Origin of the sequence: Pseudomonas sp. FeS53a (genome assembly GCF_000931385.1) — a bacterium.
GTDB lineage: Bacteria > Pseudomonadota > Gammaproteobacteria > Pseudomonadales > Pseudomonadaceae > Metapseudomonas > Metapseudomonas otitidis.
Window position 1 is genome coordinate 140,733 of record NZ_JYFT01000011.1, and the last position, 23,410, is coordinate 164,142.

Consider the following 23,410-nt stretch of genomic DNA (forward strand, 5'->3'; position numbering starts at 1 on the left):
CGATTGAACCGCAAATTGCTGTCACATACCCGAATTCGGGTGAGCGTCTCGACGATCACCCTAAAGAATTGCTTGACGACCATAGAGCGTTGGAACCACCTGATCCCATCCCGAACTCAGTAGTGAAACGATGCATCGCCGATGGTAGTGTGGGGTTTCCCCATGTGAGAGTAGGTCATCGTCAAGCACCTATACCAAACCCCCGATCATCGAAAGATGATCGGGGGTTTGACTTTGCGCGGATGAAAAGTCTGCTGGGGATAACTCCAGTCCCACTTCGAGTGTTTCCGACTCCCCTTCCTTTGCAGCACGCTCGCTTGGCCAAGTAGCTTCATACCTTCGTACGAACAGGGCGTGACATTTCCTAATAACGCCTGATTGTTGCCTGGGTGGCCCTCCCTGAGACTGGCTCGACTTACCCTTCGAGTCCGGTCCTTTCGACATGAAGCTAACGCTTACCCCTCCCCTCAAGGCCAGCTATTGGATGGAGTCCATCGAGCATGATGTGAGCCCGCCCGCTCCTCTGACTGGCAAGCACAAGGTCGATGTCCTGATCATCGGTGGCGGCTTCGTCGGACTTTGGACAGCCCTTTCCATCAAGCAAATGGAGCCCCAGGCGCGCGTCATGCTGGTCGAGCAGGATGTCTGTGGCGGCGGTGCATCCGGGCGCAATGGAGGATTCGTCATGTCCTGGTGGCCCAAGATCGGAACCCTCCTGAGCTTCTGCGATGCCAACCAGGCACACTTCTTGGGCGAACAGGCCGAGCGTGCCATTTCCGAACTCGGGGAGTTCTGCGAGGAGCACCAGATCGACGCCCATTACCGGCAGGCAGGTTGGCTGTGGACCGCCACCACTCCACGACACCTCGATACCTGGAACGCGACGCTCGCTGCCTGTGAGCGACTGGGTGTGAGCCCATTCGAGCGGGTCGATGCCGATGAGGTGGCCCGGCGAACAGGCTCCCGCGTGCATCTGGCAGGAGTCTTCGAACGCAGCAACGCCACCGTTCAGCCCGCTCTGTTGGTAAGCGGAATGCTACGGGTAGCGCTGGCCAGCGGTGTGGAGATCCACGAGCACACCGGAGTGACCGCCATCAACCCCGGCGAGCCCGTGGAGGTGAGCACAGCCAGTGCCAGTATCCGAGCGGACCGCGTCGTGCTTGCCACCAACGCCTGGGCAGCCGCATTGCCCGAACTCGCCAGTGCGATAGTGCCCGTCAACAGCTCCATCGTCGTCACCGAGACGATTCCCCATCGACTGGCCGAGATCGGCTGGACCGGTGGCGAGGCCATTACCGACTCTCAGTTGATGGTCGACTACTACCGAACCACCCACGACGGTCGCATCGCATTCGGCAAGGGCACCGGAGCCCTCGCATATGGTTCGCGGATTGACGCCACCTTCAGCGATCACCCGCCCAGTCTTCGCCTTACCGAGGCCGATCTGCGCCGTACCTATCCCATGCTCAACGACGTCGGTATCACTCACCGCTGGTCCGGCCCGATCGACCGCACTTACGACAGCCTGCCCGTATTCGGTCGACTCGCCGGGCATACCAACATCCACTACGGCATCGGCTGGAGCGGCAATGGCGTCGGCCCCAGCCGCCTCGGCGGCCGCATCCTCGCCAGCCTGGCTCTGGGGCGTGACGATGCCTGGAGTCGCTGCCCGCTGGTGGAGCGTCGCTGTCGCCAGTTCCCGCCTGAACCCCTGCGCTACATCGGCGGTTCTCTGGTGCGCAGCGCCGTGATGCGCAAGGAGCGCGCAGAGCTGAAGAACGATGAGCCTGCCCCCCTCGACCGCTTCCTCGCCCGCTTCGCCCCCGCCGGCCTGGAGGATAAAGGCTGAAGGGCTGTATCCCGCAGCATGCTGCACCCGAGGGCCGCTTCACTCCCCCCCCTTGATCCCAATAAAAGAGGACATAACAAATGGGCATCAACCAACGAATCGAAACGGAATCCGGCCTCGAAGCCCATGCCCTGGGCTCGCTCGAGACCGTCGCCATCATCATCGGCACCAATATCGGCGCTGGCGTGCTCAGCATGGCCTATGCCGCCCGCAAGGTCGGCTACCTGCCGCTGCTCGCCTGCCTCGCCATTACCTGTTTCTTCTGCATCATCACCATGCTCTACGTCGCAGAAGCCTGCCTGCGCACACGCGGCAACAATCAGCTCAGTGGCCTCGCGCGGCGCTACCTGGGCACGTTCGGAGGTTGGCTGATCTTCATTGCCGTCGCTGCCAACAGCTATGGTGCCCTGGTCGCCTACATGAGCGGCAGCGGCAACATCATGGCCGACTTCTTCGGCCAGTACGGCCTGACTCGGGAGATGGGCAGCCTGGTGTTCTTCATCCCCTCCGCGCTGGTTCTCTACCTCGGCCTCAAGGCCCTTGGCATCGGAGAAAAGCTCATCAGTACCGGCATGGTGCTGATCGTCTGCGTACTGATCGCCGCCACCCTCACTCATGCGGACACCCGCATCGCCCACCTGTGGCGAAGTGACTGGCAGTATGTGGTCCCCATCTTCAACCTCGCCGTATTCGTCTTTGGCGCTCAGTTCCTGGTGCCGGAACTGGTGCGCGGTAACCTCACGACGCCCAGGCGACTCCCATGGCTGATCATCCTCGGCATGGTCCTCACCTTTATCCTGGTCGCCGCGATACCCGCTTCCGTGATCGCTCTGGTAGGGCCCGAGAATCTCAGCGAAGTGGCCACGCTCAGTTGGGGCAGGTCCCTTGGGCAGTGGGCCTACTACACCGCCAACACCTTCGCCTTGCTGGCCATGCTGACCTCTTACTGGGGGCTGGGCGGCTGCCTGTTCACCAACTTCTTCGACCATTTCCGCCTGGGCAGCGAGCGCAACCGGCGCAAGCGCCTCCTGGTTCTCGCCCTGGTCGCCGTACCGCCCTTCCTGCTGGCCTATTCCGGCATCGGCGGCTTCGTCAACGCCCTCTATTTCGCCGGCACCTTCGGTGGTGTGTTGATGGGCATCATCCCGATCCTGCTGCTCAACGCCGCGCGCCGCTCCGGTGACCAGGCGCCTGCATTCACCTGTGGCTGGTATGCGCACCCCATGATCCAGGTCGCGATCATCCTCATCTTCGCCGCCAGTGGCCTCTACGCCATCGCCTCCGCACTCGGCATGTTGCCGGCCAGCTGGTGAGGTCCGGACCGGCGGCCCCTGGCGATTACACTGGTCGCTCAACCCTGGAGCAGCCTGGACATGCCCTTCACCCTGCGAGAACTCCTCGCCCTACCGGCACTCCGCTCGCGACTGGTGAGCGGAGCTGCCGGCCTTGATCGACCTGTTCGCTGGGCCCACGTCTGCGAACTCCCCGATCCCACCGAATGGCTCGGGGAGGGGGACCTGCTCATGAGCACAGGCCTCGGTATCCCCGCCGCTCCCACGGAGCAGCGTCGCTATGTCCAGCGACTCATGGAGGCCGGTCTGGCCGGCCTGATGATCGGCGAAGACATGCAAGCGCCAGCTGACCTCGCAGCGCTGTGCGACGCCGCGGAGCGCCTGGGCTTTCCCCTTGTCTTCACCGAGTACGGCGTCCCCTTTGCCGCAGTTACCCGCGCCATCGCTGATGCCGGACGCAGCATCGAGCGCGAACGGCACCTGGCGCTCCAGCGCATCTACGAAACCGCCCGGTTGAGCCTGGGTGGCCTCGGGCTGGCGCCACTCCTAGTCCGACTGGAAAAGGACGTCGCAGCGGCACTTCACCTGATCGACAGCCGCACCCTGGCGCCTTGGGATGAAGCCTTGCCAGCCCTTGCCGAAAGCGCCCGACTGGCCATCAGGCAAACGCGCGCTCAGGGGCGCACGGGGCTCTCGCCCATGCTGCAGCGTTATCCCCATCCCGATGGAGAGATGCTGGGCATGGCCCTGCCATCGGAGCCCGACTGCCTGCTGGTGGTCCGCGCTGGTGAACTGCCCGACTACGCGCTGCTGCATCACCTGCTCGCGATCGTGGGAATCGAGCTCGAACGTATGCACGTCGAGAGCGAGCGCCGGCTGCGCCTGGGTTCCGAGCTTCTGGATGACCTGTTGAACGGGCGCGCAGCGTCCCATCAAGCTGAGCAGCGCCTGCAGGTGCTCATGCCGGGACTGCCACTCACTGCGTTGCAGCTGTGCATTGCTCGGATGCCGCTCGAAGACGCTCCAGACAGGGACGACCTTCTGCAGCACTGGGGTCAGCGCGGGCTGCTGCGGATCCAGGGCCATGAGGTCGTCCTGCTTCAACCCGTTGAGCGGATTGGCGAACTGCAGGCCGGGTTGGGCGCAGAGCTGGGAGCGAGCAACCCGGTGGACCGGCCCGAGCGATTTGCCGACGCGCTTCGCGAAGCACGTCTCGCTCTCGCGCATGCGGGCCCCCGGATGCCCCTGATCCTCTACGCCACCCTGGGGCCGGGGGCGCCCTGGTTGCCCCGCTCCCTGGATGAAGCTGAGCGCACTGCGCGGCAGACGCTCGGCCCATTGCTGGAACAGGAGCGAGCCCAAGGTGCGCCGCTGCTGCATAGCTTGCAGGTCTTTCTTGAAGAAAATCGCTCCTGGCAGGCAGCCGCCCAGCGTCTACATGTCCACAAGCAGACCCTGGTGTATCGCATGCGGCGTATCGAAGCGATCACGGGCCGTTCCCTGGACAGCACCGAAGACGTCACCGTTCTCTGGCTTGCCCTGCGAGCGGCTCGCCTCGCGGGGATCGGGCCGTCGTGAAGAGGCAGCCTCCGGGCGGGTGCAGAAACACAAAGGCCCCCTGGATTTCTCCAGGGGGCCTTTCGTTGTCTGGCGCATCCGGCGGGATTCGAACCCACGACCCCTGCCTTCGGAGGGCAATGCGGTACAGGAATCTTGGTTGGCGGCAAGCGTTCAAAAATGCCTCTAAGTGCCGTACCGCAAGGGTTTCGTCTTTTACCGTGCCTTGCAGTTTAGGGCTAATAGCGACATCTGAGGGCGGTTAGCCTTGGCACAAAAAACGAAATCCAGAATATCGATTTTTGACCACTAGCCAGACCCTGACGCGTCCTACCGTCGTCTCATTGAGCCTGAGTCGGCTCGCGACCTACAGCGAGCATCGTTGCTCAGTACGCTCAGTGGAGGTTAACAGATCGCTGGTACCTAGCGCTGCTCCGGCTCCATCGGCGCGTGGAATGCACGACTACAATCGTGCTGCGCCTGAATTCGCACAAACCTGCTTTTTGTCCTGGGCTGTTAAATATGCGAAACCCAGGAATTTGGTTGGCCAAAAGCTATCGGCATGTGTCTAAGCACGAAGGACTCTGCTCTTGCAGGAGGCAATGGCAGAGTGGCAAGCACCGGGATTCACGGGCAGGAGGCTGGGTAGTCAGCTCACTCGTCCTTGGTGTTTATCTCGGCGGAGACCTTGCCAAACGACTCCCAGTGGCCAACCAGCTCATCCACGCGATCAGGAATGCGCGGTGACTTACTCAGCACCAGACAGCGGGTTGTACCCACATATTCCTCAAGGAGGTAGAGCGTGTCCCCAACGTCGACGCCCATTTCCTGGAGAACGTCGTCGGGTAGGCGAATAGCACCGTCGCCTTCCCAGTCCTCTATCACTACATGATTCCGCATCGTACCCCCAGGAAGCGGTTGAATGGGTATCCGCAGGGGGGAAGACAACGGCGAGCCGTTGTAAACGAGGTCCCGCGGCACGGGTCGACAGAATAGCAAAAGCTCCTGGGCTCAGGCGTTGTAACGACGACGCCCCTGACCTCAAGGCGCGGATTCTGACATTTGAACTCGCCCCAGGCCTGCTAGCTACCCCTCTCCTGTTGAGCTGAAAATCCTGCAATACCACCGGGAGAATTTAATATCCCCATGCCGCACTCAGCTAATCCGCCGGCAGTTCATTGATAGGTCATCGAGACTTCGCTCTGTAGCCACCGTGGCCGCACTCGATTACCGCAAAATGTCGGTGGCAGTCCTGCAAAAACCACTGAGTCTCCACAAGCCTTCACTGGGACACCTTCGCCGAATTAGCCAAATACACCCTCGCGACGACATAACCCGCCGCCACATCGCCAATATCCAGCGTGCGCCTCCGGGATAAATCACTAGACCTCGACTGGTCTAGTCTTTCACTCACTCTATTCGAATGAAATTGCGAGCTATATAACGAATAGCCAGCCAGAGATTGGCAGCGATTGCCTAGGGAGGGAGGCGAATGATTGAGTCAATACGGATAGTGGGGGTGGCTTCGTATGGACAAGAGGTACAAGCGCTTGATGGGCTGACGAAGTTCAACTTTATCTATGGTGCCAATGGGTGTGGCAAAACCACAATTTCCAGGGTGATCGACAACCCTACTCGTTACCCGAGTTGCCATGTTGGCTGGAAGAGTGGAGTGCCTCTTCAGGCCATGGTCTACAACCGCGACTTCGTTGCACGTAATTTCGGTCCCTCCGCGGAGCTCAAAGGCATCTTCACCCTCGGTGAAAAGAACGTCGACAATCTTGCCAAGATCGCGGCACTCAAGCAGGAATCCGGTCGCTGTAGTGAACGCATCAGCAGTCTGAGGGAGACTCTAGAAGGGCTGGATGGTCAGGGAGGAAAACGCAAAGAACTTGCTGATCTCGAGGCTCGGTTTCTGGAGGCTTGCTGGGCCCAGAAAAAAACACGATAGTGCATTCGCTTTGGCCTTCCAGGGCGTACGCAACAATGCCGAGAACTTCAAGGTCCGTGTGCTGCAGGAGCATGGTGGGAATTCTGCAGCATTGGTTTCGTTGGCTGATCTCCAGGAGAAAGCCAAGACCATTTTTGGCCCCTCACCTGTGTCGGAGCCCCTCGTCGTATTGCCTACGTTCGATGCGCTGTTGTCCCACGAATCGAACCCGATCCTGAGCAAGCGCGTTCTGGGCCGGGAAGATGTCGATATCGCGGCAATGATCAAGGCGCTGGGTAACAGCGACTGGGTGCGGCAGGGCCGGGCTTACTTCGATGAGGCGACAGGAATCTGCCCTTTCTGCCAGCAAGCCACAGAGACCTCGTTCGCGGCCAGCCTGGAGGCCTATTTCGACGAAACGTTTCTGAATGACAGTCTTGCCATTGATGACCTGGCTAAGACCTATTCCGCGGCGGCCGATCAGCTTTTGGCGCAATTGTCCGAGATCCTTAATGCGCCTTCCCGATTCCTCGATGCGGAAACACTCAAGACAGAAGTGGCGCTTCTGGCTTCCCGGATTGCTCTCAATCGTCAGCAACTTGCCGATAAGCAACGCGAGCCAAGTCAGCTCGTTGCACTGGAGCCCCTGGCTGACGTTCTGTACGCGATCTCCCAGGCACTGGCAGTGGCCAACGAGCAGATCAAGGCACACAACGCTATGGTAGCTAATCTGGGCAAAGAGAAGCAGCAACTGGCAAGCCAGGTGTGGAAACATATCGTCGCCATCGAGCTTGCGCCTGCATTGCAGGATTACTCGGCGAAGAAGCAAGGGTTGGTGGGCGCGATCACTGCCTTGAACGGCAAGATCGAAGCGGCGGAAGCAGACCGGCGTCAGATGGAGAGAGAAATAGCTGAGCTAGAGCGTGCGACCACCAGTGTCCAGCCGACCATCGATGCAATAAATGCCTTGCTAGCCTCGTTCGGTTTTCATGGTTTCTCTCTAGCCAAGGCAGATAGCGGTACCGCCTATGTGCTGCGGCGACCGGATGGTATGGATGCGAAGGAAACCTTGAGCGAAGGCGAGCGCACCTTCGTCACCTTCCTCTATTTCTACCATCTGCTCAAAGGCAGCGATTCGGAAAGCGGCGTGACGACCGACCGTATAGTGGTCATCGACGATCCTGTGTCGAGTCTGGATAGCGACATCCTCTTCATCGTTAGCAGTCTGATCAAGGCGCTATTCGATGAGGTGCGCCAAGGAACCGGCCACATCAAACAGGTTTTCGTGCTGACCCATAATGTCTACTTCCACAAGGAAGTGACCTTCAACGCCCGGCGCACTGGTAGAAACGCGATGCGTAGCGAGGAAACCTTCTGGGTCGTCCGAAAATCCCACCACTCTTCCAGAGTAGAGGCCCATACAAGCAACCCGATAGTCACCTCATACGAACTGCTGTGGGCGGAGGTGCGACGGGCCGACCGATCCAACCTTTCAATCCAGAACACCCTCAGGCGCATTATTGAAAACTACTTCAAGATCCTCGGTGGAACCGATACCGACGACATCTGCAACCTGTTTGAGGGGCGTGAGAAGGTCATATGCCGATCGCTTTTCTCATGGGTCAATGATGGTTCCCACTTCGCACACGATGACCTGTATGTCGCTGTCGACGATGCAATGGTGGAAAGCTACCTAAACATTTTCAAGGCGATCTTCGTCAAGTCCGGGCATTTGGCACACTACAAGATGATGATGTGCGAAGCATATTCAGACGATTCCGAGATCGCGCCCAAAACTCAGGAACAGCAGGTCAATGCACTGGGGGCCGTCAATGCCTAAACGATATGAGGCCTGGATACATTCACAACGAGGTTACTGTGTAGCAGAGAAGCCTACTCAGCGCTTATGACAGCATCCGATCCCAATCGCCTCATAGCCTCGCTGGTGCGGGATCAGGTCAATCTTGACCTGAAGACAGCGGATGTCTGCTTTCTCGCAGGTCTGTACCTGAGAGCGGACAAGGCTGGGCTTGCGTCGTTCGAGGAAGATCTGCTGATCGACCTGTTCGAACAGGTCTGCGATGTCGTTGAGCCCGCTGCCGAAAATCCGCGCAAGCGCGCGACCCACGCCATTCAACGATTACGCGAGCAGCGCATGCTGGCCCGAGTTGATGGCGCCGGCATCGTACGGGCGGGTGAGTATGCGCTGACACGACTTGCTGCTGCGGTTATCGAATACTTTCTGGCGGACGAGGCCCTGACTCGGGAAAGCCTCAGCTTATTGACCGGCACCTTGCGCGCTCAACTTGCCGACATCCTGGCGACAGCCAGGAAGGCCCATAACGATGAGGATTGGCGTCAGCGCGTGGTCGCTCCCCTGAGGATCACGGTCGGTGACATGGTGGCGGGTATCGAACGTCGGCAGCGGGGGCTTGATGCCCAGCAGGAGGAAATCCAGGCGGAAATCGCTAGCCTGCTGTCGAACGACTGGTTTAGCGCAATCGATCGATGCCAGAGCCTGCTCGACGCAACGACCCACACATTGCGCGAGCTCAATGAAATCCTGCTGCGAGACACACACCATTTCGTTGCGTTGCTCCAGGACATCCAGGCGCTGGCTGTTTCAGCAGAAAATGTCGAAGCCGAGGGAGCCGCACAGCGGGTCATCGAACATGTAGACCGGATCGGAGCCTGGGGCGGTGCACGCCAAAAGGCATGGTCCGAATACTACCAGTATGTACACCGCTACCTGCGCGACGTGGTCAGACTGGATCCTGATCGGGCGCTGAGCCAGCGCTTGCGCGATCAGATTGCGGAGTGGGAAAACAGGCCTTTTCATCTACTAGCTGCGCATGCAGGCTCTATCTGCCTGCTACGTCCACTTGAAGCACGCGTCGAGCGTCCGGTGGTGGCCAGGCCAAAGACTGATCGTGAGGCCGAACCAGCCTGGGTGGAAGCTGAAAATGCGCTGGCAGATATCGAAGTGTTGGTGAGTCGGGCGCTCGACGAGGGCGTAGATACCTTGGCGGGGCTAACGGTGCAGGTACTCGCCACGCTGACCGACGATAGCCAATACGTGGCTGCGGGTCGCATCGCTGACGCAGCTGCAAGGCTAGCCCGATTGCGTTCAAGCCGCGAGCGGCTATGGCTAGAAGTGGGCGAACAGCTCGAAGTCGAGGAATGGACTGTCCAGGGCCGGAGGAAAGTGGAGTGAGCGATGCCGTATTCGATTCTCTGGAAGAGGTGATTGTCGACGAGCGATTCCCCGAGGTGGATCTGATGCTGCGACGTGGACGCCATATCGGTCGAGATGATGGCAGCCCCTATGATTACCTGGTGGAGGCACAGGCGCTGCTCGAACCTTTTTATCGGCGTTTCGGTTGTGAGCTGATCCAGCAGAGCGATGGCTATTTCTATTTGCTGCCCAGCGGCGAGCGGCTGGGGCGACGTCAGCTATCCGTCGGCGAAATGCTTGTCGGGCAGGTGCTGGCGCTGATGTATCTCGATCCCGCGACTTTGCAGCATGGCGGCATGGCGACACGTGAAGCGCTATTGCAGCGGCTGTCCGGATTACTGGGCACCGATGTGCTGGTGCGTACGCTAAATCCGCGTAGACGCAAGTATGACGAACGCATTGCTGCTGAAACTGTGCGAGGGAAAGCGGACGAGGCGCTGCGTAAGTTAGCTGAGCTGGGTTTCATCGATGTGGTTGATGCGGCCAGATTGCGCCTGCGTCCGGCACTCATGCGCTTTGCCGAGCCAGTTCGCGGGCTCACAGATCCCAGCGACGCCCTAGAGCGGCTGGTTGCGCGTGGAGAGGTATTACTGGGTGATGCTAACGACATGGATGACGATAGCGGCGACGCGGAGGGGGAGGAAATGTCGTCATGAGTCGAACGCGTGCCGATGCTTTAGCCCTGGTCAATTGGAAAGGTGTCTTCTACGAGCGTTATCTACTCGATCGGCATGTCACTGCGCTGGAAGGCAGCAACGGTGCCGGCAAGACCACGGTGATGATTGCCGCCTATGTCGCTCTGTTGCCCGATATGTCCCGCCTGCGCTTCACCAATCTCGGCGAGACTGGAGCGACTGGCGGCGACAAGGGTATTTGGGGACGTCTAGGTGATCCCGGACGCCCTTCCTACGTGGTGGTAGATTTTGCCCTTGCAGGTGCACAGAGGCTGCTGGCTGGGGTGCATCTGGAACGCAAAGGTGAACCCTCCGTGGAGCCTACCCCATTTATTGTCTGGGGCCTCGACCCTGCGATCCGATTGCAAGATCTGCTGCTGGTTGCACAGGGGGGCGTCGAGTCTGTACCGGAGTTGCAGGAGCTGCGCGACAACGCGGCGCGGCTCGGTGGGCGATTACAATCTTATCCCTCCGCCCGGGAGTACTTCGCCGCGCTATTCGACCAGGGAGTCATGCCACTGCGCCTTGGCACCGACGAGGAACGCAATAAGTTTAACGATATGTTGCGTACCAGCATGACCGGCGGCATCTCAAGGGTGCTCACTTCGGAGCTACGCTCGTTCCTGCTCAGGGAGCAAAGTGGCCTCGCTGATACCTTGCAGAGGATGCGATCAAACCTGGATGCCTGTCGGCGGACCCGGGTAGAAGTGCAAGAGTCGCGTCGTCTGGAGCAAGAAATCGGCAGTATCTACGAAGCCGGCCAGGCCATGTTCGGCGCGGCCTTTCTCGCTACTCGCGAACGTGCCGACGAGCTCGCACGCCGGGTGAGCGAGGCTCAGAGCTCGCGTGATCAGGCTTTCCATGCGCAGGAAATTGCGCGTGAAGCACTCGACGCGACTCTGACCGAGCTGGATGAGCTCGATGCTCGCAAGGTCGAACTGGAGCCAGTGCTCGAATCCGCACGCAATTGGCACTCCAAGCTGAAGGATGCCTTGGCGGCATTGTGCACCCTGCAACAGAGTGTTATCCGTCTCGCGGAGACCGAGCTCGAAGCACAGGAAGCGGGCAGGCTGCGAAGCGAGGCTGAAACGTTGCGAATCCGCAGCCGCGAGGAACTCAAGCGTGCCCAGGAGGATTACAAACGTGCCGCTGAGGGGCTCGCCGACCTACAGCGGGGAATAGAGGAACTGCATCGCCGGGCCGCTGCCTATCGCCAAGTAACCCGACGACTGCGGGAAGCCGAGGTGACGTTGCAGGTTGCCCCTTTGCTCCCGGCGCAGTTCGTCGATCACCTCGCATTGGCACGTAACACACTCGACTCCATCGACCAGGAGCGTCGTGAAGCCAGGACACGTCTGTCCGATGCGCTGGAGCATCGTGAGCGGTATGCGCAGCTAATGGCGGCTGTCCGGCGGCTCGCAGGGCAGGATGTCGAAATCATCGCTGCGTACGATGCGGCTACTGAAGCGTTGCGTCTTCACCGGCAACTGAGCGTACTTGCTGATCAGATTCACAGCATCGAACGTGAACTGGCCGAAGCACAACAGTTGCAGATTCGGCAGGCTCGGGTACGCGCACAGGCGAGCGAGTTGGGTGTGGTTTTGACTGAGGCACCCGCCACGCAAGTCGTCAACGCTTTGCTCACCAATACTGAAGCCGAACGATCCGTACACGAGCAGGCGCAACGGACGGCTAATGGCGAGCTTGCCGAGCTACGGCGTCGGCGCGAGGAGCTCCAGCAACAATATCAACAGTTGCTGGCACGAGAGCCGCAATGGCGGAAGCTGACGGAATGCGCTATGCGCTTTTCCGAACACATCGGTACACGATTAGAGGATCGGGGCAGCTTGGATGAAGCCCGTGCTTGCTTAGGCAAACAGTACGCCGAGGCCGGCCGGGCAGAACAGCAGGCACAGCAAGCGCAGGAGCGGCTGATCCGCGAGGCGCGCGATTTACTGGCGGCCGGAGGCCCGTTTTCGCCGGCGTTGTTGCAGCTCAAGGACAGGCTCGGTGCTGAACTACTGGCTGGTAGTTACGAAGAAGTGGCGATAGAGGAGGCTGCGGTGCTGGAGGCCCGGCTTGGGGCCTTGGTGCAGGCACTAGTCGTCGACGATCTCACAGCAGCAGCTCGTACGGCTGTGGACCGGCCAGAGGAACTGGCTGACGTACTACTGGTATCGCGTGATGCCGACCTCTACCGCTTGGCAGAAGCCTCTGGTACCACGAATGCCAGCGAAGGCGATCTTGTTATCCAAGACGGTATCGCTCTCCGCTTATCCCGTATTCCCACCAAGCCGCGTATAGGGCGGCGGGCGCGCGAGAAAAGGGCGGCTGACCTGCAGGCCCAGGCCGAAGAGAAAGCCCTCGAACTGCATACGATGAGGAGTGCAAGGCGCACGCTGGAGCGGCTGCAGGCCGATGGCGATGCTTTACTTGCCGGGCTGGAGGTCTGGCTGGCGGGCGATCCTGCGGGCGCCATCGCTGAGGTGCAGCAGGCGATCACCTTGGTCGATGAACAGATCGAGGAGCAGCGCGAAACAGCTGATCGCAATGCTACGGCGGCACAGGCACTGCGGCCGCGTATTGGCAGACTGCGTTTGTTGCTGGCCGAGGCGATGCTTCTTGATCCTCCCGATCATGGCGAGCGCGTGCAAGTACTCAGCGAAAAAGCATCGCAAGTAGACGAGGCCAGGAGCTGGATCGCCGCCAACCAGGCAGATGTCCTTCGTGTGGAGAATGGGCTTGGTGACTTGCGCCAGCTTCCGTTGTCGGACACGGATATAGAAAACCTGACGCTTCACGCCAATGCTTTGGAGGCGCGACGCCAGCAACTCGATGCCGGGATCGAAGCACTCGAATATCTGTGCGAAAACGCCGAGGCCTTGGCTTGGGAGGAAGCTCCAGGTCGGCTCGAAGACTCGCAGGAACTGGTTCCGGCGCTGCAAGAGCAACTGAGCGAAGCCGAAACGCTACTACAAGATAGCGAAAACAAGGTCACCCAGGCGGAAGCCCGGTATGACGAGGCGAGCAAGCGCTTTCTTGCAGCGCAAAGCCAGTATGACTATGCAAGACAGGAACATGAATCCGCCGCTGAACATTTCAATTCCCTCGGCATACCCGCTCCCACCGAGGATGCCCTGTTGGCGGCTGGTGCCGAGGTGATGCGGTTGGAACAAGAACTGCGTACCCATGGGACGCGGCGCGATGTGTTGCTGACGGCCAAAGGCAACCAGGAACATGGCTTACAGAACGCCCAGCAGGATCTGCAGTCTGCCGACGACAAACTCGCTACCGAACGCCGTGAGGCCGAGCCTGCACGTAAGCGCTGGGACGACTTACTTGACTGGGCGATGCGCGATGGTCTGGTAGGTGAGTTGCTGACCAGAACTCCTGAAGAGTTTGCCGACATCCGTGGCCACATTAATTTTGTCCAGGAAGCAAAAATACGCCGGGGTGTCCTACTGGAGCGCCTGAGTAGTGCGCGCGGCGGGGAGATCTTGCTGACCGAACTGCAACAGTTGCGCGACACCTCCGATACCGCCTTCGCTGATGCCATCCTGACGCTTTGGCTGGCTGTGCGCGACTGGCTGCGCCGCCGCCTGCCGGCACAGGTGGCCGAGGTCGATGACCCGCGCGAAGCGCTCATCCGGCTGCGCGACCAACTGTCTGATCTCGAAGAGCGTCTCGCCCGTCAGGAAAGCGACCTGCGTGGAGCTAGCGAAGACGTAGCACGCGGCATTGACGTACAGATCCGTAAGGCGCGTGGCCAAGTCACTCGCTTGACCAAGAATCTAGAAAAGGTCAGCTTCGGCAGCATTCAGGGCATCCGTGTGCGCATGCAGGCTGTCGAACGTATGGAGCAGATCCTACGCGCCCTGCGTGAAGGTGCGGCCCAAGAGCTGCTGTTCCAGGCGGACATGCCGATCGAGGAGGCGCTCGACGAAATCTTTCGTCGCTACGGCGGTGGGCGCTCAGCAGGGCAGCGCCTGCTCGATTATCGGGAATACGTGCATCTGCAGGTGGAGATCCGTCGCAAGTCCGGCACCGAGTGGGAAGTCGCCAACCCGACACGTTTGTCGACCGGCGAGGCGATCGGTGTCGGTGCCGCGTTGATGATGGTGGTTCTCACCGAGTGGGAACGCGATGCGACCTTGCTGCGCGGCAAGCGCGCTCACGGTTCGCTGCGTTTCCTGTTCCTGGACGAAGCCAACCGCCTGTCGCCGGACAATCTCGGCGTCCTGTTCGATTTGTGTCAGACACTGGATCTGCAGTTGATGATCGCGGCCCCCGAAGTGGCACGTGCCGAAGGCAATACGACTTATCGCTTGGTGCGCCAGGTGACGCCGGAGGGGCGCGAGGAAGTTCTGGTGTTCGGTCGTCGCACTAGGAGCGTAGGCTAATGTGGCAGACGCCGCAGCAGCGCATCGCTCTGCTCGAGTTGCTGGTGCAGGGGACGCTCAAGCGGCGCGCCTCACAGGCGAAAGCGTACGACACTCTGGCAGAGCTATCCTGGATCCGCACGACCGGTCGGCGTGATCAGATTACCTTGGTAGAGACTCGCCGCACTGAACTCGTTGCGCTGCTTGAGCGGGTATGGCCGGACTGGCAGGAAGCTCTGGCGGCACTTACAGCGGGTGGGTTTTCTCCTACGCCTGATGGTTGGGCTCGCTTGGAAGATTCGCGCCGCGCAGGGCGGCTTCCGGCGCTGCCAGGACGCCTCAATCGCCGGACTGCGGCCGCGCTAACCGCGCCCCACTCCAAGGCGGTGCTCACGCCGCGCCGGCAAGCCATGCTTGCCGGCACCGAAGCGACCCACGACGGATTGTTACGCTTGCGGCCACCACGCGGATTGGTGGCACAGACCGAGCAGGGTGTCCTGGATCTATGGAAGCTTGCCCGTTTTCTTGGTGAAGCACCGATCCCGGAGCGGGCCTTCCTGGATGGCCTCATCTTGGAAGGTCCCTTGCGCGCGGTATTGCTGGTGGAAAACCCTGGCGCTTGGCGTGACCTACCAATGTTGGACGGATGGCTTTTTGCTCATGTCCCAGGCTGGGACATAGCCACCGTTGTGCATCTACTCGCTCAGGTGCTACCCGAGATTCCTGTCGTTCACTTTGGTGATCTCGACCCAAACGGCGTGCGAATCTTCCTGAAACTACGAGAGCTTCGGTCAGATCTGTGCTGGTTCGTTCCACCCTTCTGGGCCGAGTGCGTGGAGCCTAGGAAGTTGAAAAAGCCATGGCCTGCTGGGCTGGATCTTCGTCATGCGCCCAAGCTGGTGCATGATCTCGTGGACAAAGGTCTTTGGTTGGAGCAGGAGCCTTTGGTGGTCGACTCTAGGATGAGAGGTGCGCTTGAGTCGATCGTTCAACCACTCGTCAACTGAGGGGCTCAGAGGACACCGGTGCTCAGGAGTGTGCAACGAGTTGTTCTACCTCGTCGACGATTTCTGCTGCTGTGCAGCCCAGAGGGATGGCTAGCTTGAGCAAGGTGGTAATGGTTGGCTGGTTGACGCCCCGCTCCATCAGGCTGACGTAATTACGCTGCAATTCTGCCTCATGGGCCAATTGTTCCTGGGTAAATCCTGCTGCGACACGCCGCCTGCGCAAGACTTTACCGAACGCCAATCCGACCTCCACGGAAGCCCTCCCTTAAAAGGAAGGACTATCTGGGTCGAGCCATCTGCGGTCTTCACAATATACTGTGAATTTGCTAAAACACCGGTTCGTAACCTGAAGCCATCATCGCTCGCCTCGCAGGCCGGCTCTCGTTTACACGGTAGCGCTTGGCCCAGTGGGTCGGCTTTACCTCATTCGCAAGGAGTGTGCGCATTGCATCCGCCAATCACGTAAGCGGATCTTGAGCCATTAGCAAGGGATGCTCATTGAGTCCGAGAGCAGCATTTTTACGATGCCCTGCCGCTCAGAAAGTATTTCGTCCCGAACCAATGCCCCCAACACTTACAAGCTCTGGTTGTAGCGATAGGGGCCAGAAGTAGTTCGACCAAAAGGTCTTCGCCCATTTCCTTCCGCAAACGAATTGCGCCTCAATACGGGCATTACAAGACACACTGACTGGAAAGATGATATGCGTTTCATAATTAAACTAGCGGCAACAGTCGTTGCTGGTGCTCTCCTTGCCGGTTGCGGGGGCGAGGATTTCACAGGCAGCTATCGCGCTAAGAACCCGTCGAATAGCAAAGTTGAGCTAGTCCTCAATATCCACGGCAATGAAGCTGAGCTCATTGGGCAGGAGCTAGGTACTGGCCGCATCAAGCCGCTTGTCAAAATGACCGTCTCTGTCAAAGATGGAAAGCTTCTTCTTGACGACGTAAATAGTTCCGAACGCTTGGCCATGAAGCGCAATGTGGACGAGCAGAGCCTTGACTGCCTCAACTGCAAGATTCTTCGCATCGAGGACGATACGGTTTGGAAATATGACCCCAAAGGGCCTTATGACGTAGACCAGATGCTCAAAGATCAGGCCAGCAGGGACGAGGAGGAATTGAATGCCGAGCTTGCCAAAATACAGGAAAAAGCCTTGCAGCAGGGGATGCGGGATCTAGAAGCTCCGAAGCTAACTCCCTATGAAGGCGATTGGGTCTATCAGCGCACAACGAAACAAGACCCTTTGACCATCATGACCATCTGGCGCAAAAGCCAGATCAAAAGCTGGTCGTTCAAATTTGAGACCATGGATCGTTTGTGGCACGAGGTTCCAGGGTTCGAAGTCACGGAAGCTGGGCTGAAGATTGGAACTGGCCCCAAGGCCCACCTATATAGCCTTAGCCCTGACAAGAAAACCCTGACCTGCATGGACTGCACCAAGCCCGAGCGCTGGCTCAAGGCTGATCCTAATAAAGACCTCAGCGATCGTTATTATGCCCGCCAGATGGCAGGCAACCCGTAATCCCCTATTAATCAAGATCTCTTGCCCAACAATACGTTGGGCAAGAGATGCTTTTCGCGAGAGTTTAACTTGACCCTCAGGGCGTCCGAAAAGCGAGCGCCAATCCGGCTATAGCTTGCTCACCCGCCTTCCAGAGCCGGCCGTTCCACCAGAAACCCAGGCTTCTGCGTTTTATGGACGCACCCTTCCTGCATGCGTCAGCAAATGTCGGCGGGCCATCCACAGGTTCGATAGGGCGAGCAGTTTGACCCGCGAAAGGTGTTCTTGGCAAAGCCGCGGGAATGCACCTTGGTGTAGCCGAACTGCCGCTTGATCTCCCCGGAATGGGTACCCAATTTTGGATCGTACCTGCGTCTTGGTCTTCTCGAATATTCGCACGACCTTGTTTAGGGGGCTGCGTTTACTCAAGTGCTGGTAGGTGCTACGTCAGGTCGCAATCTGCCAGACGACCTTACGTCCTTCATGCTCTGGGCGCTTCTCCATGGGGACGGCTCCCCTGATCCGCCGATAGAGTGGTTTAGAAATTCCCTTCCAAATGGGCTGTACCCATCAAGACTGTATATCTGTACAATAACGCAATTGCACAGACAAATGCGGGGCGCCTCTAATGCGATTCAATGACCTCAAAAGTGAGACCTTAAATTTAAGGGTTTCCCCCATGTTCAAGCTGGCTTTGAAGGAGGCCGCGGAGCATGAGCAACGGAGCATGGTGAACATGCTTGAAGTGCTGCTTTGTGACTACTGTGATCGCAAAGGTATCGTGTTGCCGAATCAAGGAGCCAGCCAGATGCCTGGTCAGGAGCGAGTAGCAACTGGCCGTAAAAAGAATGTGGGGGCAGCGGCATGACCTTTCGCTATATCGGTTCTAAATCCAGACTCATCGACCAGATTACAGCCTACATAGGGCCACCCAGAGAGGGTGCCTTTTTTGTGGATGCCTTTTGTGGAACTGGTGTGGTGGCTGAAGCCGCAGCGGAGCTCGGTTGGAGCGTTCGGCTGAATGATAGCTTGCACTCAGCAGTGATCTCTGCGGGAGCACGCCTTATTAGCCATGACCAGGCGGCATTCCAATGTCTTGGAGGATACGCCGATGCCATTGCCAAGCTGAACGCAGCTAGGCCGCGGCATGGATTCATTTGGCGCACATATAGCCCTGCTTCGGTCGATTCGTGCGGAATTGAGCGTAGGTACTTCACCAAAGAAAATGCGGCTCGAATTGACGCTATGCGTGGTTTGATTGCGGAGTGGAAAGAAGCAGGCGACATTGACGAGATTGAAGAGAGATTATTAATTGCCGATCTCTTTGGGGCATTGAATCGTGTGGCTAACATTGCCGGAACTTTTGGCTGCTTCCTCTCCAAGTGGACTAGTCAGTCTCAAGAAAGAATCACTATGCGGCCTAGAGCTCTCAAGGCCAATAGCGTTCACGTCGAAGCAACTGTAGGTGATGTGTTTGACGTACCCAATAACACACATGACTTGGTCTACCTCGATCCGCCGTACACCAAAAGGCAATATGCTAGCTACTACCATATCCTTGAAACGGTGGCTCTCGGTGATGAGCCTGAAGTCGAAGGTGTCTCGGGTTTACGGCCTTGGAAGATGCTGGCTTCGGATTTTTGCTACAAGACCCGTGCCCTTAAAACGCTCTCACGTTTGGTGCAGGGCTTGAGTGCTCAAAAGGTTCTGCTTTCGTACAGCAGTGAAGGACATATCTGCATGCAGGATATGAAATCCGAACTCTCGAAGATCGGCACGTCCACCATGCATCCTCTAGGTGCTATCGGACGTTACCGCCCTAATAAAGTGGCCAGTAATACCGCTTCTGATGTGAACGAATTTCTGGTGATAGTGGAGCGACCCGTGACCCAGCCTCTCAAACCTCAGCAGAATGTTGCTAAGCTCAACAAACCCCTCCTTGTGGAGAGCTATGCATGAGTGCTCCGCGGCCCGTTGAAGCGGAGTACCTAGCCCCAGCAGAAAGCGCCCTTAGCAAAGCCGCTGGCCATGGTCCTGCCAGCTTTGAGCTTCGCCTCCAAGTCTTGGAGGCTACCTCTGCACGTTTTGGTGGGTTTGATTTGGAAGCCTTTCATAAGGCATTCGGGGTACAGAGCAATTACTCAGCAGCAGAGCTTTTGGAACTTGCAGCGCCAGTTGCAGGCGCGATTGAGTGCTCCCCCGTCCACCCTGCAATGGCATTGAGTGCTTTGGCGCGTGAGGCCCTGCACGAACAGGAACGTAAGAGTACGGGGGCATATCACACGGACTTCCGCTTAGCCACAAGGCTGGCACAGCTTGCAGCCCCTAAGCTGACTCATAAAAGTAAGGTTATCGATCCTGCAAGTGGTGCGGGAATTTTGCTGGCAGCTCTGACCCATGCTGTATGCGGGATGGATCGAGCTAAGGTGGCGCATTGGCTGGCCAATGGTGTGTGTGCGGCAGATCTCTCGTCCAACTCGCTACGTGCAGCTCTGCTGAGCCTTGCATCTTTCACTGACGATGTGGAGGCCCTTAGGGCCATGCGTGCCCGCTGGTATTGCGGCGATAGCCTGATGGCAGATCGCGAAGTCTGGACAGCTATGGCTCCTGAGGGCTTTGATGCGGTGATCGGTAACCCGCCCTGGGAAAAGGTTAAGCTTTCTCGGCATGAATTCCTGAAATCCGCTGGAGCGTACCGTCATTACGGGGCCCAAATTCATGGGCTCGATGAAGAGCGTTTTGCTTTACAACGCGAAGAAGTGGCAACTTACTCTCGCCGACTTCTAGCACGCTATCCTGATTTAGGTATGGGTGAGCCCGACCTCTACATAGCTTTTACTGATCTCTTCTTTGAACTCTGCAAAGAACAGGGTGTGGTGGCGGCGCTGATACCCGGAGGGCTCATTCGCTCTCAAGGCACACAAGCTATGCGCCAGAAGATCTTCGAGGCCAGCCAGAGTGTATCTCTATCGATAATCGACAACCGCGCACGGTTCTTTGCTATAGATACGCGCTTTAAATTCTTGGCTGTGGCTCTGGTCAAGGCGGGCTCAGAGAAGAGCAAGCGTGACCCCATCATTTTACTGCATGAGCGGGGAACGTCGACAGGCCTGGAAAAAACAGGTATGGCCACTATTGGTCGTGCAGCACTGACAGCGGTTCGCGAAGACCTGAGCTTGCCTGAAGTGCGGAGCTTGGCTGAGTGGAAGCTATTCTCGAAAATCGCAAAGGCAGGTGTATCTTGGAATGAGCCAGGCAGTGGCTGGGCTCCGAAATTTTGCCGTGAAGTCGATATGACGAAAGAGCGACCCAAGTTCCTTGGTCGTGCGACGCCGGGTGCTTTGCCTCTAGTGGAAGGGCGAATGGTGCAGAGCCATCGCTTTGGAGTTAAAGGGCACGTTTCTGGCACAGGACGCAGTGCTCTGTGGGAGACCTACGCTATCGGAGGTTCTCGCCTCTCTCCACAGTTTTGGATTCGCCCTTCAGACCTGCCCCGTGCCAATCGGCACCGTGTAGATGTGCTGCGTGCAGGGTTCTGTGATATTGCGGGTCAGACCAATGAGCGCTCGCTCATGGCCGCCTTAATTCCACCCGGAGTGGCCTGTGGCAACAAGGTACCCACGATCCTCTTTCCCGAGGACCCCTCGGAAGAAAGGTTGCTGGCGTGGGTATCTGTTGCCAACAGTTTTGTCTTTGACTGGATGCTCAGGCGTGTGCTCACTACTACGGTGAATTACTTCCTTCTACAAAGCGTGCCCATGCCCAAGCTCACTAAGGGGGGATTGCCGTGGAACAAGCTTGTGAGTGCTGCACGCGAACTTCGCATACTGGATGACGCTGGGGCTACCCGTGAAACATATGAACGCATGGCCCAGCTTCGTGGGGAAATTGATGCCGAAGTGGCGGTAGCGTATGGGCTCGATTTGAAGGACATGGAGCTGGTGCTTCAGGACTTCCCTATTTTGGATCGGGGCCAGGCCGCACTGCCTAGTGAAGTCAAGTCAACGATTACACGCGACACCGTTTTAGCGATAATGGCAAAGCGCACAATGGATAAAACGACAACCTGGCTGCATCGCGCGACCGAGGCACAGGCTATGGGAGCCATGGCCTATGTACCCTCGGAGCTTGCCTTAGGTGGCGAAGAACTCGAAAAAGAGGGAGTTAAAGTTTATGGCTAATGGAATGGGGCAGGTTGCTCGTATCCTTTACAAGGAAATTGTTGCGGGAGATCTTCGAAAGATTCATGCAGAGTCTAATGACGCAGACACTGGAGGTGGCGCGCGAGATTTTCGGTTTGGTTCCTATCCAAGCATTTCAGCGATTGTTATGCGAATGTTTCCAGATCAGGTAGTAGAAAATCGCCGCAGAGGTGGTATGTCAGTACCTACGACAATCTACTCTGGTCAATTCTATTGGTATGACCAAGCTGGCAATGTCCGTAGGGCTGTTTCCTATTTTGAGCCTCCCACCGACGCTAGGCCTACCGAAGGAAGAATCACTCGGGTGCATGAACAACCGTGCCTTTCAACAGATTTAATGCCGAGGCCTACGGCTGGAAATCGGGTTTTTCTGCTGTTGATTCAATTGTTGGATGATACAGTTTGGCCGTATTACGCAGAAGAGCAAACTCTGCGCACTGCGGGGTTGTGGGATCCTCAGGTCGCTCAGCGAATGTTGCAATGTATTGATGCTCAGCGCAGGGCAGACCAGGCAGTTATTGGCTTTTTTGACTTCTTAAATGGCGGAAGTTACTGCAATGGCCGCTAGTTATTCTGCTGATTGCCACCATATACTAAGTCTTCTGGCCCGCTCTAGGAATGTCTTGCTTTCTGGTGCGCCGGGAACAGGTAAGTCAAAGCTTTTAGCTGAGGTAGCATTAGCATTTGAAGCCGCTCTTGGTGTATCACCTGTTGGTGGAGCGCCAAAACTCAACCCATCGGGACGTATTCCCATTCCTCCGGCTGCCGGGAGTGTAAAAAATATCCCCGCCCCCACCAAGACTGATCGCAAGGTCTTCCGGACAGTGTTCCACCAGAACTCCAAATATCGTGATTTTTTATCTGGTATCACGCCCGCGGTAAACAAGGTGGCAGGAGCACCAGATTTCAATATTGTAAAGGGTACACTGTATCGGGCCAGTGAGCATGCCAAGTCTCCCAATGGTGCTGCATTGTTGATCATTGATGAGATCAACCGAGGCCCGGCTGTTCAGGTTTTTGGTGGCGCTATCGTAGCTATTGAATCCGATAAACGTTTGGCTCCTGATGGTAATAAGCGGCCGGAAACGCAGTTCTTTGAATTGCTTGACCCGACAACAGGAGAAGTCATCCCTTACGCTTTGCCGCATGATCTATACATCCTGGCGGCCATGAACCAGGCGGATGCGTCTGTGGAACCTCTGGATGTTGCGTTCTTGCGCCGCTGGGAGCCTCTTCGGCTTGAACCTGATGAGGCCATCCTGAGAGCCTTTTATGGTCTTGGTGCCGCAAATTCAAATGCTCTGCCTGATATGCCTGCAAGCGTAATGGATGCCCTAGAGGCTTCGGTTAGAGCCTGGGTGGCAGTCAATGAGCAAATTGCTTTGGGACGCGGTCCCGAATTCCAGATTGGGCATGGCGTGCTATTGTCGGATATGAATATCCAGACTCTTTCACTTCCCGAAGTCCTGAGTATATTGTGCGTGGGTTGGGCCAAAGTGCGCGCCCACGTGGAAGAGGTGTTCTTCGGGGACATTCGTGGCATTGCTGCTGCTCTTAATGCATTGGACGGCCCAGCTTTCAATCCGTTTAAGCTGACTGAGACTACATTTGCGGATGACTTGCGATTCCGACTTGAAGGTCCCACGAACTTCACCGAGGGCAATATCTACACCACTCTGAGAGCATTTGCCCATCCCAGGGGGTAGTTTGTGGCGCACACTCGAACACGGTTGTCTCTAGTTGAGTACGGAGCGCCTGTTGACCTGAGTCGAGAGGTTTCATC

15 protein-coding genes, 1 rRNA gene and 2 pseudogenes are annotated in these 23,410 nt (G+C 57.8%); 15 read left to right on the forward strand and 3 right to left on the reverse strand.

Translation table 11 applies throughout. The features are described 5' to 3' along the window. Nucleotides 1-71 precede the first annotated feature (71 nt). The 4 genes from rrf (at nucleotide 72) to SZ55_RS04310 (ending at nucleotide 4,719) form a co-directional block, all read left to right on the forward strand. Nucleotides 72-187: ribosomal RNA gene (rrf, locus tag SZ55_RS04295) — 5S ribosomal RNA — on the forward strand. Nucleotides 188-442: 255 nt separating this feature from the next. Further along, nucleotides 443-1,849: an NAD(P)/FAD-dependent oxidoreductase gene (locus SZ55_RS04300; protein ID WP_044401840.1), complete on the forward strand. Its 1,407-nt coding sequence runs from the start codon at nucleotides 443-445 to the stop codon at nucleotides 1,847-1,849. An 80-nt stretch (nucleotides 1,850-1,929) separates the two neighbouring features. Then, nucleotides 1,930-3,162, forward strand: a complete 1,233-nt coding sequence (locus SZ55_RS04305; RefSeq protein ID WP_044401843.1) for an aromatic amino acid transport family protein — start codon at nucleotides 1,930-1,932, stop codon at nucleotides 3,160-3,162. Nucleotides 3,163-3,222: 60 nt separating this feature from the next. Beyond that, nucleotides 3,223-4,719 carry a PucR family transcriptional regulator gene (locus tag SZ55_RS04310; protein WP_044401845.1) on the forward strand — a complete coding sequence of 499 codons (1,497 nt, stop codon included), beginning with the start codon at nucleotides 3,223-3,225 and terminating at the stop codon, nucleotides 4,717-4,719. Between the two features lie 633 nt (nucleotides 4,720-5,352). Here SZ55_RS04310 and SZ55_RS04315 read toward each other — a convergent pair. Next, nucleotides 5,353-5,598: a hypothetical protein gene (locus SZ55_RS04315; protein ID WP_042165052.1), complete on the reverse strand. Its 246-nt coding sequence runs from the start codon at nucleotides 5,596-5,598 to the stop codon at nucleotides 5,353-5,355. A gap of 592 nt (nucleotides 5,599-6,190) precedes the next feature. Between SZ55_RS04315 and SZ55_RS04320 the strand changes: the two are divergent. The 5 genes and pseudogenes from SZ55_RS04320 to SZ55_RS04340 all read left to right on the forward strand — a co-directional run bounded on the left by SZ55_RS04320 (nucleotide 6,191) and on the right by SZ55_RS04340 (nucleotide 15,923). Beyond that, nucleotides 6,191-8,468 (forward strand): annotated as a pseudogene (locus SZ55_RS04320) (AAA family ATPase). A gap of 66 nt (nucleotides 8,469-8,534) precedes the next feature. After that, on the forward strand, nucleotides 8,535-9,842 hold the full coding sequence (locus SZ55_RS04325; protein ID WP_044401849.1) for a condensin subunit F: 1,308 nt from the start codon (nucleotides 8,535-8,537) through the stop codon (nucleotides 9,840-9,842). Continuing rightward, nucleotides 9,839-10,519, forward strand: a complete 681-nt coding sequence (locus tag SZ55_RS04330) for a chromosome partition protein MukE (protein WP_042165060.1) — start codon at nucleotides 9,839-9,841, stop codon at nucleotides 10,517-10,519. The genes SZ55_RS04325 and SZ55_RS04330 overlap by 4 nt, the downstream gene beginning before the upstream one ends. Next, the gene (mukB, locus tag SZ55_RS04335; protein ID WP_044401852.1) at nucleotides 10,516-14,937 is read left to right on the forward strand and encodes a chromosome partition protein MukB; all 4,422 of its coding nucleotides are present in this window, start codon (nucleotides 10,516-10,518) and stop codon (nucleotides 14,935-14,937) included. Before SZ55_RS04330 ends, mukB begins: the two co-directional genes overlap by 4 nt. Then, the gene (locus SZ55_RS04340) at nucleotides 14,937-15,923 is read left to right on the forward strand and encodes a Wadjet anti-phage system protein JetD domain-containing protein (protein ID WP_044401855.1); all 987 of its coding nucleotides are present in this window, start codon (nucleotides 14,937-14,939) and stop codon (nucleotides 15,921-15,923) included. The genes mukB and SZ55_RS04340 overlap by 1 nt, the downstream gene beginning before the upstream one ends. Before the next feature lie 22 nt (nucleotides 15,924-15,945). Here SZ55_RS04340 and SZ55_RS04345 read toward each other — a convergent pair whose 3' ends face one another. Further along, the gene (locus tag SZ55_RS04345; RefSeq protein ID WP_003288355.1) at nucleotides 15,946-16,176 is read right to left on the reverse strand and encodes a helix-turn-helix domain-containing protein; all 231 of its coding nucleotides are present in this window, start codon (nucleotides 16,174-16,176) and stop codon (nucleotides 15,946-15,948) included. A 448-nt stretch (nucleotides 16,177-16,624) separates the two neighbouring features. Here SZ55_RS04345 and SZ55_RS04350 point away from each other — a divergent pair, with 448 nt between their 5' ends. After that, a complete protein-coding gene (locus tag SZ55_RS04350) occupies nucleotides 16,625-17,446 on the forward strand; it encodes a hypothetical protein (RefSeq protein WP_044401867.1) in 822 nt (273 codons plus the stop codon). A gap of 171 nt (nucleotides 17,447-17,617) precedes the next feature. Here the strand turns inward: SZ55_RS04350 and SZ55_RS28590 are convergent. Beyond that, nucleotides 17,618-17,941 (reverse strand): annotated as a pseudogene (locus tag SZ55_RS28590) (IS5/IS1182 family transposase); the annotation flags it as partial. 163 nt (nucleotides 17,942-18,104) lie between these two features. Here SZ55_RS28590 and SZ55_RS27275 point away from each other — a divergent pair. Genes SZ55_RS27275 through SZ55_RS04365 form a run of 5 tightly spaced genes read left to right on the forward strand, consistent with a single transcriptional unit; the run spans nucleotide 18,105 to nucleotide 23,333 of the window. Beyond that, nucleotides 18,105-18,293 (forward strand): hypothetical protein, encoded by a 189-nt coding sequence (locus SZ55_RS27275; protein ID WP_023083682.1) that lies wholly within the window; start codon nucleotides 18,105-18,107, stop codon nucleotides 18,291-18,293. Continuing rightward, nucleotides 18,290-19,384, forward strand: a complete 1,095-nt coding sequence (locus SZ55_RS27280; RefSeq protein ID WP_023083683.1) for a DNA adenine methylase — start codon at nucleotides 18,290-18,292, stop codon at nucleotides 19,382-19,384. Before SZ55_RS27275 ends, SZ55_RS27280 begins: the two co-directional genes overlap by 4 nt. Then, nucleotides 19,381-21,606, forward strand: coding sequence for an Eco57I restriction-modification methylase domain-containing protein (locus tag SZ55_RS04355; RefSeq protein WP_023083684.1), 2,226 nt, complete (start codon nucleotides 19,381-19,383; stop codon nucleotides 21,604-21,606). Before SZ55_RS27280 ends, SZ55_RS04355 begins: the two co-directional genes overlap by 4 nt. Further along, nucleotides 21,563-22,195, forward strand: coding sequence for a hypothetical protein (locus SZ55_RS04360; protein WP_023083685.1), 633 nt, complete (start codon nucleotides 21,563-21,565; stop codon nucleotides 22,193-22,195). Before SZ55_RS04355 ends, SZ55_RS04360 begins: the two co-directional genes overlap by 44 nt. After that, nucleotides 22,167-23,333, forward strand: a complete 1,167-nt coding sequence (locus SZ55_RS04365) for an AAA family ATPase (RefSeq protein WP_236692388.1) — start codon at nucleotides 22,167-22,169, stop codon at nucleotides 23,331-23,333. The genes SZ55_RS04360 and SZ55_RS04365 overlap by 29 nt, the downstream gene beginning before the upstream one ends. The last annotated feature ends 77 nt before the right edge of the window (nucleotides 23,334-23,410 follow it).